12 protein-coding genes are annotated in these 12,308 nt (G+C 65.3%); 7 read left to right on the top strand and 5 right to left on the bottom strand.

What is annotated here, in order from left to right; all coding sequences use genetic code 11:
• Window positions 1-77 precede the first annotated feature (77 nt).
• The 4 genes from RB2654_RS19945 to RB2654_RS19960 all read left to right on the top strand — a co-directional run bounded on the left by RB2654_RS19945 (window position 78) and on the right by RB2654_RS19960 (window position 5,546).
• The gene (locus RB2654_RS19945; RefSeq protein ID WP_008335176.1) at window positions 78-1,601 is read left to right on the top strand and encodes an ABC transporter ATP-binding protein; all 1,524 of its coding nucleotides are present in this window, start codon (window positions 78-80) and stop codon (window positions 1,599-1,601) included.
• On the top strand, window positions 1,598-2,749 hold the full coding sequence (locus RB2654_RS19950; RefSeq protein ID WP_008335177.1) for an ABC transporter permease: 1,152 nt from the start codon (window positions 1,598-1,600) through the stop codon (window positions 2,747-2,749). The genes RB2654_RS19945 and RB2654_RS19950 overlap by 4 nt, the downstream gene beginning before the upstream one ends.
• Window positions 2,746-4,020 (top strand): ABC transporter permease, encoded by a 1,275-nt coding sequence (locus tag RB2654_RS19955; RefSeq protein WP_008335183.1) that lies wholly within the window; start codon window positions 2,746-2,748, stop codon window positions 4,018-4,020. The genes RB2654_RS19950 and RB2654_RS19955 overlap by 4 nt, the downstream gene beginning before the upstream one ends.
• A gap of 257 nt (window positions 4,021-4,277) precedes the next feature.
• On the top strand, window positions 4,278-5,546 hold the full coding sequence (locus RB2654_RS19960) for a glycerate kinase type-2 family protein (RefSeq protein ID WP_008335184.1): 1,269 nt from the start codon (window positions 4,278-4,280) through the stop codon (window positions 5,544-5,546).
• A gap of 200 nt (window positions 5,547-5,746) precedes the next feature.
• Here the strand turns inward: RB2654_RS19960 and RB2654_RS19965 are convergent, their stop codons facing one another.
• From RB2654_RS19965 to RB2654_RS19985, 5 genes are read right to left on the bottom strand one after another with little or no spacing between them, the layout of a single operon-like run.
• Window positions 5,747-6,691, bottom strand: a complete 945-nt coding sequence (locus RB2654_RS19965) for a Gfo/Idh/MocA family oxidoreductase (RefSeq protein WP_008335185.1) — start codon at window positions 6,689-6,691, stop codon at window positions 5,747-5,749.
• A 14-nt stretch (window positions 6,692-6,705) separates the two neighbouring features.
• Window positions 6,706-7,557: a class III extradiol dioxygenase subunit beta gene (locus tag RB2654_RS19970; protein ID WP_008335186.1), complete on the bottom strand. Its 852-nt coding sequence runs from the start codon at window positions 7,555-7,557 to the stop codon at window positions 6,706-6,708.
• Entirely contained in the window at window positions 7,557-7,955 is a 399-nt protein-coding gene (ligA, locus tag RB2654_RS19975; protein WP_008335187.1) for a protocatechuate 4,5-dioxygenase subunit alpha, read from the bottom strand. Before ligA ends, RB2654_RS19970 begins: the two co-directional genes overlap by 1 nt.
• Window positions 7,952-8,893, bottom strand: coding sequence for a DUF1932 domain-containing protein (locus RB2654_RS19980; RefSeq protein WP_008335188.1), 942 nt, complete (start codon window positions 8,891-8,893; stop codon window positions 7,952-7,954). The genes ligA and RB2654_RS19980 overlap by 4 nt, the downstream gene beginning before the upstream one ends.
• Window positions 8,894-8,948: 55 nt before the next feature.
• Window positions 8,949-10,187 carry a LysR family transcriptional regulator gene (locus RB2654_RS19985; RefSeq protein WP_008335189.1) on the bottom strand — a complete coding sequence of 413 codons (1,239 nt, stop codon included), beginning with the start codon at window positions 10,185-10,187 and terminating at the stop codon, window positions 8,949-8,951.
• A 178-nt stretch (window positions 10,188-10,365) separates the two neighbouring features.
• Between RB2654_RS19985 and RB2654_RS19990 the strand changes: the two genes are divergently transcribed.
• The 3 genes from RB2654_RS19990 to RB2654_RS20000 all read left to right on the top strand — a co-directional run.
• On the top strand, window positions 10,366-11,103 hold the full coding sequence (locus RB2654_RS19990) for a PIG-L deacetylase family protein (protein WP_008335190.1): 738 nt from the start codon (window positions 10,366-10,368) through the stop codon (window positions 11,101-11,103).
• A gap of 11 nt (window positions 11,104-11,114) precedes the next feature.
• Window positions 11,115-11,807 carry a 4-carboxy-4-hydroxy-2-oxoadipate aldolase/oxaloacetate decarboxylase gene (gene ligK, locus RB2654_RS19995; protein ID WP_008335192.1) on the top strand — a complete coding sequence of 231 codons (693 nt, stop codon included), beginning with the start codon at window positions 11,115-11,117 and terminating at the stop codon, window positions 11,805-11,807.
• A 100-nt stretch (window positions 11,808-11,907) separates the two neighbouring features.
• On the top strand, window positions 11,908-12,308 hold a 401-nt coding region (locus RB2654_RS20000), incomplete at its 3' end, for a PrpF domain-containing protein (protein ID WP_302621692.1).

The following is a 12,308-nucleotide window of genomic DNA, read 5'->3' on the forward strand; positions in this document are numbered from 1 at the left end:
TCTGACCCTTTGCCGCCGCCGGTGAAACCCGGCGGCGGTTTTCCGTCCAAAACCTGTCCAATCGGGGAGGGCTGCCCATGGATGTCGAACTGCGCGGTCTGACCAAGCGCTTCGGCCCCGTCGTCGCCAACGACAACGTCAATCTGCACATCCGCGCGGGCGAGGTTCTGGGCCTGCTCGGCGAGAACGGTGCGGGCAAATCGACCATGATGAACATGCTCTCGGGGCTCTACACGCCCGACGAGGGCGAGATCCTGATCGACGGCAAGCCGGTCAAGTTCGAAGGCCCCGGCGACGGGATCGCCGCGGGCATCGGCATGGTGCACCAGCATTTCATGCTCGTCCCCGTGATGACGGTCGCCGAAAACGTCGTGCTGGGCGTCGAGCCGACCGGCAAGTTCGGATACCTCGACATCAAGAAGGCCCGCCGTCAGGTCGAGGAGATCAACGAGAAATACCGCCTGCACGTGCCCCCCGATGAACTGATCGAAGAGCTTCCGGTGGGCATCCAGCAGCGCGTCGAGATCCTCAAGGTGCTGTTCCGGTCTGCGGACGTGCTGATCCTTGACGAGCCGACCGCCGTGCTTACCCCGCAGGAGGTGCGCGAATTCTTCGGGATCGTGGACACCTTGAAGAAAGCCGGGAAAGCCATTGTTTTCATTACGCATAAGCTGCACGAGGTTCTGGAGATTTCGGACCGGATCAGCGTGCTGCGCCAAGGCCGGATCACCGGCGAAGGCGACCCCAAGACACTGACGGAATCGGACCTTGCCGAGATGATGGTGGGCCGCCCGGTCAGCTTCACGACCGCCAAGGGCGATGCCAAGCCGGGCCGCACCATGCTGGAATTGCACGATGTGACCATGCTGGACGAGAACGACGACAAGGTGCTCGACCGCGTGTCGATGACCGTGCGCTCGGGCGAGGTCGTGGGCGTTGCGGGGGTGCAGGGCAACGGCCAGACCGAACTGGTCGAGGCGATCACGGGGCTTGAGCGTGTTGCGTCGGGCAAAATCGACTTCGACGGCACCGACATCACCTATGCTCGCGTGCGCGAGCGTCACAAAATGGGCATGGCCCATATCCCAGAGGATCGGCACAAGTCGGGCATGGTCGACAGCTTCTCGGTCGCCGAGAACATGGTGCTGAACAACTATTACGCGCCGGAATATTCCAAAGGCTGGGCGATCGACTGGCCCAAGGTCCACGAGACGGCGGCGAAATACTGCGTCGAATTCGACGTGCGCACGCCGAGCGTGTTCCTGCCCGGCGGGGCGCTGTCGGGCGGCAACCAGCAAAAGATGGTGGTGGCGCGCGAACTGGAGCGTCAGACCAAGCTCGTGATCGCCTCGCAGCCGACACGCGGGGTCGACGTCGGGTCGATCGAGTATATCCACGAGCGGCTCATCGCCAGCCGGGACGAGGGCGACGGCGTGCTTATCGTATCGTCGGAGCTGGACGAGATCATGGGGCTCTCGGACCGCATTTACGTCATGTACGACGGCAGGATCGTCGCGGAATTCGACAACACCGGCGGCAAGGCCGACCGCAATGCCGTGGGCCTCGCGATGGCGGGGTCGTTTGAAGGAGAGGCCGCATGAGTTCGGGACCGGACCTCAAGGAAGTGAATGAACGGATGCGCGGCCTGATGGCGCGCACCACCCATGGCCGCGACGATTTCGAGGATCTCGTGATCGTGCCGCTGTTCGCCGTGGTCGTGGCGCTGATCTTCGGCGCGCTCATCATGCTCGCCACCGCCGTCGACTTGCCGACCATCGGGCGCAGCTTCGTGGCGCTCGCCGTCGGCTCGGTCGGGTCGCTGTCGGCCTGGTCCGAGACGCTGACCGCCTCGATCCCGCTGGTTCTGGCGGGGCTGGGCCTTGGCCTTGGTTTCCGGGCGGGCCTGTTCAACATCGGGGCGGAGGGTCAGCTTCTGATGGGCGGTCTGGCCGCCGTCGTTGCGGGCTTCACCTTGGCCGGTCTGCCGTGGATCATCCATCTGCCTCTGACGCTTCTGATCGGGGCGCTGGTCGGCGCGCTTTACGCGGCCATCGCGGGGTTTCTCAAGGCGACGACCGGGGCGCATGAGGTCATCTCGACCATCATGCTCAACCTCATCTCCTATCGCCTGCTCGACTGGCTGCTGCGCCAGCCCTTCATCCAGCGCGAAGGTCGGTCCGACCCGATTTCCAAGGACGTTCCGCCCTCGGCGGAACTGCCCCGCATCCTCGATTTCATCGACGTGAACCTGCGCCTTCACGCGGGCATTTTCGTGATGCTGGCCGCCGTCGCTTTCGTCTACTGGATGCTGTTTCGCTCGAAGATCGGCTTCGCCTTCCGCGCTTCGGGCGAGAACCCGGATGCGGCGAACTACGCGGGCATGAACGCGGCCTTCATCATCGTGCTGGCGATGGGCACGGCGGGCGCGCTCGCCGGTCTTGCTGGTGCGACGCAGGTCACCGGCGTTCTGGGCCGCGCGAGCCCCGGCTTTTCGGCCGGGATCGGGTTCGACGCCATCGCTGTCGCGCTTCTGGGCCGGTCGCATCCCGTCGGCATCCTGTTCGCCGGCATCCTGTTCGGCGCGCTCGAGGCGGGCGGCCGCCAGATGCAGGTCAGCGCGGGCGTGTCCATCGACCTGATCGGGATCATTCAGGCCCTCATCATCATCTTCATCGCGGCCCCGCTTCTCGTGCGCGCGATCTTCCCGTGGGGCTTCCGGAAACGCACCAAACGCGTGGGTGACGCATGACCGACATGACCAGCCAAGCCACCCCGTCGCCCGACGAGAAACTCGACAGCGCCTCGGCCCGCCGCGCGCGGATCATGGGCGGGGTGCTGATCGCGCTCGCCCTTCTGGTGCTGTTCGGGCTGAACGTGACACCGGGCGAGGTCGCGACCTTCCGCCTGACCACGCCGCGCGATGCCATTCAGGTCGGCAACCTCGTCGTCCCCGGCGGGCCGTTCAACATGATCGCCGCGGCGCTGCTCGCCTTTCTCGGCGTGCGCCAGTTCCTGCGCGGCGGCGCGAAGTGGACGAACCTGAGCCTCGGGATCGGTCTCGCCATTCTCGTCATGGCCTTCCTCGTCTGGGCGACGGCGGGCAAATCGTTCTCGCTCACCGGCATGTTGCAGGCCACGATGGTGCGTGCCGTGCCCATCGCGCTGGGCGGACTCGCGGGCGTGTTGTCCGAACGTGTGGCGGTCGTGAACATCGCCATCGAAGGGATGCTACTGGCGGGCGCCTTCACCGGCGCGCTCATCGGGTCGCTTCTGGGCGGGTGGGTCGGCATGTTCGCCGCGATCCTCGTCGGTGGCGGCTTCGGCATGCTGCTCGCCGCCCTCGTCGTGACCTACCGAATGGACCAGATCATCGCGGGGGTGGTCATCAATCTCTTCGTCTTGGGCGTGACGAGTTACGTGTCGTCGCAGGTGTTTTCCGAATATCGACACCTGAACAACGCGCCCACCTTCCGCGCCTTCAAGATCCCGCTCCTGGGCGACATTCCGGTCATCGGCCCGATGCTGTTCAACCAGAACCTGTTCGTCTACGGCGCGTTGATACTGGTCGCGATCTCGACCTACTACCTGTTTCACACCAAGAACGGGCTGCGCGCGCGCGCCGTGGGCGAGCATCCCCGTGCCGCCGACACGCTGGGCGTCGACGTCTATCGCACGCGCTATATCCACGTGACGCTGGGCGGCATGGTCGCGGGCTTCGGTGGCGCATGGTTCACGCTCGGCTCTGTCGGGCGGTTCGACGAGAACATGACGAACGGGCGCGGCTACATCGGGCTCGCCGCCATGATCTTCGGCCGGTGGCATCCGGTCGGGGCGCTTTCGGCTGCGCTGATCTTCGGCTTCGCGGATTCGATCCAGCAGAAACTGGCGCTCCTGAACACGCCGATCCCGTCCGAATTCCTCGCCATGGCCCCCTATATCGCGACGATCATCGTGGTCGCGGGCCTGATCGGCCGGTCGAAACCGCCAGCAGCGAACGGGACGCCCTACACCAAGGAATAAAGGGGTGGAGCGTCCCGAATTCGAACAGTGACAACTGAAAAAGGGTGTTGCGTGACCGTGGATCAGAAGACCGATTTGCCCGATCCGGGAACGCTCCATGTCGCGTTGGGTCGGTCGAACCACTCACAAGACCGAGCCATGCGTAACACCAAGGACTTTAATCTCACACTCTGGGACGTAAAATGGTGGAATTCCACCATGTTGGCGCTTACAAACTTATCTGATGGAGTCAGATTTGGCCGGCGCGGGGCGGCCACATGACACCGGACGACCGCGCCCTCCTGACCGACCTGTTCGACGCAGCGATCCGGGCCGCCGATGCGACGCAGGCATTGGGGCCGAACCTGCCTGCCCCCCCGAAGGGCCGGACGGTCGTGATCGGTGCGGGCAAGGGCGCGGCGCAACTCGCCGTCGCTTTCGAGGATCTGTGGGAAGCCCCATACGAAGGCGTCGTGGTCACGCGATACGGATACGGGGCCAAGACCCGAACCATTCGCGTGATGGAAGCCGCCCATCCGGTGCCGGATGCTGCCGGGATCGACGGGGCCGAGGCTCTGTTCGCGGCGGTCCAGGGGCTGACCGAAGACGACCTCGTCATCGCGTTGATTACCGGGGGCGGGTCGGCCCTGCTGCCCGCGCCGCCCGACGGCTTCACGCTCGCGGACGAGCAGGCCCTGAACGAGGCGCTCCTTGCCTCGGGCGCGCCGATTTCCGCGATGAATGCGATCCGAAAGCATTTCTCGCTCATGAAGGGCGGGCGGCTCGCGGCGGCGGCGCATCCGGCCAAGGTGGTGACGCTGATCGTATCCGATGTGCCGGGGGACGATCCGGCGCAGGTGGCGTCCGGCCCGACGGTTCCCGATGCGACCGATGCAAAGGCGGCGCTGGCCGCGATCCGCGCCTGGAACGTCGCGTTGCCCGACCGCATGTTGGCCGAAATCGAGGCCTGCGTTGCGCCCGATCCCGCGGACCCGGCCTTCGCGGGCAACGAGGTCAGGGTGATCGCCTCCGCCGCCCGTTCGCTCGACGCCGCCGCCGCCCGTGCACGGGACCGCGGCCTTCCGGCGGTGATCCTCTCCGACGCCATAGAAGGCGAGGCGCGGGAGGTCGCGCGCGTCCACGCGGCGATCGCGGGCCACTCGGCCACCAGGGCCCAACCCTTCGAAGCGCCCGTCGTCATCCTGTCGGGCGGCGAGACGACAGTGACGCTGAAAGGGCAGGGGCGCGGCGGGCGGAATACCGAATTCCTGCTCGCCTTCGCCATAGCCATCGACGGGTCGACAGGGATTGCCGCGTTGGCCGCCGACACCGATGGGATCGACGGAAGCGAGGACAACGCGGGGGCCTTCGCCGACGGCACAACCGCCGCGCGCCTGCGCGAAGCGGGCTACGACCCGGCGGCGCTTCTTGCAGATAACGACGCTTTCACGGCCTTCGAGGTTCTGGGCGACCTGTTCACCCCCGGCCCCACAGGCACCAACGTGAACGACTTCCGCGCCATCCTCGTGCGCCCGTCGGACGGCTAGGCGCCCCACATCCCCGTCTTTCCGGTCCGAAAATATCCCCGCCGGAGGCAAGAAAGTTCTACGAGAACTCGCCAACCGGCGACCGGCCCGAGACCGTCTCGCCACCGCCCATTGACGCCGAGCGCAGCGAGGCACCCCCCAAAATGAAAGGGCCGCGCGAAGCGCGGCCCCGGGTCGTCCCGCGATAGCGGGGCGAAACCCTACTTGAACCCGCGCTCGATGGCGTCGAGGGTCTCCATCGCGGGCAGAACCTGAGCGACGGCACCATTCGGCTCGCGGCCTTCGGCGATGGCCGACACGAACTCCCGGTCTATCAATTCGATCCCGTTGTTCGACACGGCCACGCCGTCCAGATCGATCGGGTTTTCTTTCCCGTCGAACAGATCGTCGTATCGCGCGATATAGGTGCCGTTGTCGCAGATGTAGCGGAAGAACGTCCCGAAGGGGCCGTCGTTGTTGAACGACAGCGACAGGGTGCAGATCGCGCCGGACGGGGTCTTCATGCCGATGGCCATATCCATCGCGATGTCGAGGTCGGGGTGCTTGGGGCCTTGCAGGCCGAAGCTCTCCGACACGCTCTCGCCGGTCTGGTACTGGAACAGATCGACCGTGTGACAGGCGTGGTGCCACAGCAGGTGATCGGTCCAGGACCGGGCCTCGCCCTTGGCGTTGGTGTTGGTGCGGCGGAAGAAATAGGTCTGCACGTCCATCTGCTGAATTTTCAGCTCGCCCGCGTCGATCTTGTTCTTGATCCACTGGTGCGACGGGTTGAAGCGGCGGACCTGCCCGGCCATGGCGACCAGCCCGGTTTCTTTCTGCTTCTCGACCACCGCGATGGAATCCTCGAGGCTGTCGGCCATCGGGATTTCCACCAGCACGTGCTTGCCCGCATCCATACAGGCGATGGCCTGTTCGGCGTGCATCTGTGTGGGCGTGGACAGGATCACCGCGTCCACGTCACCCCGCGCAAGGCATTCGTCCAGCGTCGTCGCCCAATGGCCGACGCCGCGTTCTTTCGCGAAGGCTTCGATCTTTTCCGCGGTCGGCCCCATCACCGAGGTCACTTCGACCTCGGGAATGTTGGCCAGCGCGTCCATGTGTTTGATCCCGAAGGCGCCATAGGCGCCGGCGACACAAATACGCATGAGGGTTCCCCTTCTTAGGCGTGGTTTTCGAGGATGAGGTGACCGACGGCGGTGTTCGACGCGGGCACGTGATAGTGTCGGTGAACTTCCGTCACCTTCTCGTCCAGCGCGCCGCGCATGACGAGCCACATGACCATTTCGATCCCTTCCGAGCCGGTTTCGCGCAGGAACTCGACGTGCGAGATCTTGCGGGCCTTTTCGGGTTCATTGACGAGGATGTCCATGAACTGCTGGTCCCAGGTCGCGTTGATGAGCCCGGCGCGCTGCGCCTGAAGCTGGTGGGACATGCCGCCGGTGCCGTAGATGTGGACGTTGATGTCCTCGTCCCAGCTGTCCACCGCGCGGCGGATCGCCTGACCCAGCGCGTAGCAGCGGTTGGCGGTCGGCGCGGGGTATTGCACGACGTTCACGGCGAGCGGGATCACCAGCGTGCCCCAGTCGTCCTCGGGCGTCTTGTCGCCGAACATCACCGACAGCGGCACGGTCAGGCCGTGGTCCACGTCCATCTCGTTCATGATGGTGATGTCGAATTCGTCAAGGACGAGGCTCTGGGCGATGTGGCTCGCGAATTCCTGATGGTTCTTCACCACCGGCACCGGGCGCGGCCCCCAGCCTTCGTCGGCAGGCGTGAACTCGGCGGCGCAGCCCAGCGCGAAGGTCGGAATGACACTCGCGTCGAAGGCGGTGCAGTGGTCGTTGTAGACGAGGAAGACCACGTCCGGCTTGTTCTTCTTGTTCCACTCGCGGCTGTATTCGAACCCTTCGAACACCGGCACCCAATAGGGTTGCTCGGTGATGTGCTGGTCCATGGCCACGCCGATGGCGGGCACGTGGCTGCACGCGATACCTGCTGTGATCTTGGCCATTATTTCTTCTCCCATTCGGATTTGTAGCGGTTGCCGTCGGGGCTGCGGCCGCCGTCGACCATCATCTTGCGATAGTCGTCCCGGCTCATGCCCGACATCATCGCGGCGAGGTCCTGAAAGACGATGCCGTCGAACGCACCGAGTTTCGAGGTGTAGTAGATGTTTCCGCCAAGCTCGAGCAGGCGGTTCCAGTCACGGTCGCGGATCGCCTGTTTCTGGTCCTCGGTCATCTTGAACTTGGCCATGTGGGCTTCGGGGTCGTCCCGAAACGCCTGCCGGTTCTCTTCTTTCGAGAGCGAGATGCAGAACTGGTTCAGCCAGTAACCCTGGCGGGAGCGGTCCGCGTCGAATACGAACGTGCCCGGAATATCGTCGTATTCCTTCGGCTTCCTGGTCATGGGGTATCCTCCATTTGCGCGTTTCCAAGGGCTGCCAGAATGGCTTCGGCCCTGTGTTGATAATCTTCCGGCGTCCCGGTCAGGCCGAGATCGCCCATGGCTTGCTGCCACGCCACGGTCGCGGGTGTCATGCGGGCCGCGATGCCGAGGTCGGCGACGGTCCGCACCACTTCGCGCATTTCGGCGGCCCGGCGGATGCCGTGGGTCGTGGTCCGTTCCATATTATAAGCCGCCCGCGCCGCCCAATCCCAGCCCGGCATGGATGCGTCGAGCGAGGCGACCACTTCCTCCGCCACTCCGGCTTCGACCGCAGACAGGATGCATTCGAGCGTCAGTGCCTCGATCCCCTTGACCATCACGGACCGGATCATCTTGATCGACGAGGCGCGGCCCACATCGCCCTCGATGACGCGGACGGACATGGACAGCCCGTCCATCAACGCCTTGGCGCGGCGGGCATGGGGGCCGGACACCAGCATGGGCGAGGCGTGCAGCTTGGGGTGGATCGGCGACATGATCGCGGTATCGACATAGCGACCGCCCGCCGCTTCGATCACCGTGGCCGAGGCTTGCTTGGTGCCCGGCGCGCAGGAATTGCAGTCGAAATAGAACGTGCCTTCGGGGATCACCTCGGCGACGGCGCGGGCCGCGTCATGGGCGCTGTCCGCCGTTACGAGCGAAAAGACGGCGCGGGTGCCCCGCGTCGCGTCGCTCACCGTGTTCGCCCCCGTCACGCCGGCGGCGCCGTAGCGGTCCCACATGGCCGAGGCGAGCGCATTGTCCGCGCCGGTCGTCTTGATGTCGAAGGCGCGAAGCGTGACACCGACCCCGGCCTCACCCCAGCCTTGGGCAAGCGCGGCCCCGGCTTCACCGAAGCCGATCAGCGCGATCGGGGTCGGTTCGGCCCCGAAGCTGTCTATGTCTCGATCTGTTCGCATCTGATTGCGATGTAGGCACGCCCCGGCCCAATTGGAAATTCATTGCCCTGATTGGCTATTCGATTTGGGTAGAGGGCGGGCTTTCACGGCGCGTCGCGGCGGCCCGGATCAGGTCGAGAAACCTTGCCTGCGTGGCCGTCGGCACCCATCCGGTGCGGGTTGTGAGCCCGATGGGGCGGCGGCTGTCGGGCAGGTCCATGTCGAGCTGCACCATGTCGCCGTGTGCGATTTCGACCTCGGCCTGATGTGGTGAGAGAATGGTCAGGTAATCGCCCCGCGCCAGAAGCCCCCGGACCAGCACCATGGACGAGGATACGATGCGCACCGGCGTTTCCTGCATGTCACCGATCTGGAGCGTCCGAAACAGGTAGGACCCGCCCGGTGTTTCCTTGGGCGGGGCGATCCACGGATAGGCCAGCGTATCGGAAATGCCGATGTTCCGGCGCCCGGCAAGGGGATGGTTCGGCCCCGCAACGACCGAGAGGCGGTCCTCGAACAGCGGCTCCTGCACAACGTCGTCCACCGGCACCGGATCGCGCAGCGCCCCGATCAGAACGTCGATGTCGCCGTAGCGCAGGCCGCGCAGCAATTCGGCATAGGGCGCGTCGATGGTGCGGATTTGGACGCCGGCGGACCCCGCGAGCAGGGCGTCGATGGCTTCGGGCAGGATGCGCGTGCGCGACAGCGGCATCGAGCCGACGGTGATGCGCGTGCTGTCGCGCCCTGCGAGCCGGGTCAGATCGTCGAGCCCCTGATTGAGTTCGGCTTCGGCGAGTTTGACCGAACGGGCGAAGGCCTCGGCCTGCGGGGTCAGTTCGATCCCGCGACGGCCCGCCGAGAACAGCTCCATCCCCGACAGCTTTTCCAGATCGCGTCCGGCCCGGTGGATCGAGGGCTGCGAAATGCCCAGCGTTCGGGCGGCGAGGCTGAAGTTGCCCGCGTCCCGGATTGCGATGAGCGCGCGCAACTGGGCGGCCGTGACCCGCAGGTGGAAGTCCGGCACCGGCTTGCCCTCGCGCCGTCCGATCCTGACCGCAAGCGCCGCGCCATGGGCCAGATGCCCGAACATGCGTCGCACCCGCGCCAGAAGCGCGCCGCCCGCCTTGGTCGGGAACATGCCTTCTGTCCGCCGGTCGAGAAGTTTGGTCCCCAGCCGCGCCTCGAGCCCCGAGATCGCCTGCGTCACTGCAGGCTGGCTCAGGTGCACCTTGTGGGCGGCGGCCGAAATCCCGTGGGCGTCGGCAACCTCCATGAAGGCGCGCAGATGCCTGAGGTTCAGGAATTCGACCGACATATCAGTTCCTTGTGCATGTGCAGTATTCTGAACCTGCCTCTCGCCTATAGCAAATATTTATGCGCGGCGCGTGGGATTCAAATGGAAAGGCACGTGCCGTCTGCACTAAGCCGTGAGCGATGGTCCGGGGTCGCCCGCAGGGCCGTGGCACGAACAGGATCCATGGGAGAGAGACGTTATGTCCGACAAGAAAACCGCCCTCGTCATTTCCGCGCACTCCGCCGACTTCGTCTGGCGAGCCGGTGGCGCGATCGCGAAGCACGCCAAGCTGGGCTACGACGTCACCGTCGTCTGCCTGTCCTACGGCGAGCGTGGCGAAAGCGCGAAGCTGTGGAAGCAGGAGGGCATGACGCTCGACAAGGTGAAGACCGAGCGGCGCAAGGAAGCCGAGAACGCGGCTTCGGCTCTGGGTGTCCACGACATTCAGTTCTTCGATATGGGCGACTACCCGCTGGAGTTCACGCGCGAATACAAAGACAAGATGGTCGACGTGATCCGCGCGGTGCAGCCGAAGTTCATGTTCAGCCATTCGAAGTGGGACCCCTACAACACCGACCACATGAACACGACGCAGTTCGCGCTGGAGACCCGCATGATGGCACAGGCCTGGGGTCACAATCCGGGCGAGAAGGTGCTGGGCGCACCGCAGCTTTACCTGTTCGAGCCGCACCAGACCGAGCAGATGAACTGGAAGCCGAACATCTTCCTCGACATCTCGGATGTGTGGGACAAGAAATGGGCCGCCATTCAGTGCATGCAGGGGCAGGAGCATCTGTGGCACTTCTATGAGAACGTCGCCCAGAACCGCGGCAACCACTTCCGCCGCAACTCCGGCGGACAGGCGGGCGGCAAGGCCGCGACCCACGCCGAAGGGTTCGAGGCGATCTTCCCGCGCACTGTGGACGAGCTGGACTGAGGGGAGGCCGAATGACCTATCAACCCGGAACCACCGGCATCGTCGTCCAAAACATCGAACGCGCCGACCCGGCCGTGATCGACGGTCTGGCAAAGTGTGGCGTGGCCACGGTGCACGAGGCGCAGGGCCGCAAGGGGCTTTTGAACAGCTACATGCGCCCGATCTATCCCGGCGCGCGCATCGCCGGCTCGGCCACGACCATCCTCGCCCCGCCGATGGACAACTGGATGATCCACGTGGCGATCGAGCAGTTGAAAGAGGGCGACGTGCTGCTCCTTGGCACGATCAGCCCGTCGGATGCCGGATATTTCGGCGACCTGCTGGCGACGAGCGCGATGGCGCGGGGCTGTCGCGGGCTTATCATCGACGCGGGCGTGCGCGACGTGGCCGATCTGAAAGAGATGGGGTTCCCCGTGTGGTCCAAGGCCATCGGGGCGCAGGGCACGATCAAGGAAACCCTCGGGTCGGTCAACGTGCCGGTCGTCTGCGCCGACGAGCTGGTGAACCCCGGCGACGTGATCGTGGCCGATGACGATGGTGTCGTCTGCGTGCGCCGCGAGGAGGCCGCCGATGTGCTGAAAAAGGCGCAGGCGCGCGAAGCGAACGAGGCCGAAAAGCGTGCCAAGTTCGAAGCGGGCGAGCTGGGGCTCGACATCTATGGCATGCGTCCGCGGCTCGAGGAAAAGGGCCTGAAGTACGTCTGAGGGATTTCGCCCCGGCTGACGCCGGGGCGACCGACCGGGGGAGGCCAGCCTCCCCCGGACCCCCTCCGGGATATTTCGGACCGGAAAGAGGAGGATCGCCGTGAGTGGTGGTGTGCGGTGCATGTGGATGCGGGGCGGGACCTCGAAAGGCGGGTATTTCCTGGCCGAGGATCTGCCGTCGGACGAGGCGGCGCGCGACGCGTTTCTGCTGCGCGTCATGGGCAGCCCGGATGTGCGCCAGATCGACGGAATGGGCGGGACTGATCCGCTGACCTCGAAGGTGGCGGTGGTGAAGCGGTCCGAACGCGAGGGCGTGGACGTGGATTACCTGTTTTTGCAGGTTTTCGTGGATCAGCCCATCGTGACCGACAAGCAGAACTGCGGGAACATGCTGGCGGGTGTCGGCCCCTTCGCCATCGAGCGTGGGCTGATCCCGGCAACCGGCGAGGAGACCAAGGTGTCGATCTACATGGAGAACACCGGGCAGGTGGCGGTCGCCGA

The sequence above is a fragment of the Maritimibacter alkaliphilus HTCC2654 genome (assembly GCF_000152805.1).
GTDB lineage: Bacteria > Pseudomonadota > Alphaproteobacteria > Rhodobacterales > Rhodobacteraceae > Maritimibacter > Maritimibacter alkaliphilus.

What these genes read in the sequence shown, in the direction of transcription:
- RB2654_RS19965 (WP_008335185.1), bottom strand. Translation starts at nt 6,691, where the DNA reads ATGCGTATTTGTGTCGCCGGCGCCTATGGCGCCTTCGGGATCAAACAC.
- ligK (WP_008335192.1), top strand. Translation starts at nt 11,115, where the DNA reads ATGACCTATCAACCCGGAACCACCGGCATCGTCGTCCAAAACATCGAA.
- RB2654_RS19960 (WP_008335184.1), top strand. Translation starts at nt 4,278, where the DNA reads ATGACACCGGACGACCGCGCCCTCCTGACCGACCTGTTCGACGCAGCG.
- RB2654_RS19955 (WP_008335183.1), top strand. Translation starts at nt 2,746, where the DNA reads ATGACCGACATGACCAGCCAAGCCACCCCGTCGCCCGACGAGAAACTC.
- RB2654_RS19980 (WP_008335188.1), bottom strand. Translation starts at nt 8,893, where the DNA reads ATGCGAACAGATCGAGACATAGACAGCTTCGGGGCCGAACCGACCCCG.
- RB2654_RS19945 (WP_008335176.1), top strand. Translation starts at nt 78, where the DNA reads ATGGATGTCGAACTGCGCGGTCTGACCAAGCGCTTCGGCCCCGTCGTC.
- RB2654_RS19990 (WP_008335190.1), top strand. Translation starts at nt 10,366, where the DNA reads ATGTCCGACAAGAAAACCGCCCTCGTCATTTCCGCGCACTCCGCCGAC.
- ligA (WP_008335187.1), bottom strand. Translation starts at nt 7,955, where the DNA reads ATGACCAGGAAGCCGAAGGAATACGACGATATTCCGGGCACGTTCGTA.
- RB2654_RS19985 (WP_008335189.1), bottom strand. Translation starts at nt 10,187, where the DNA reads ATGTCGGTCGAATTCCTGAACCTCAGGCATCTGCGCGCCTTCATGGAG.
- RB2654_RS19970 (WP_008335186.1), bottom strand. Translation starts at nt 7,557, where the DNA reads ATGGCCAAGATCACAGCAGGTATCGCGTGCAGCCACGTGCCCGCCATC.
- RB2654_RS19950 (WP_008335177.1), top strand. Translation starts at nt 1,598, where the DNA reads ATGAGTTCGGGACCGGACCTCAAGGAAGTGAATGAACGGATGCGCGGC.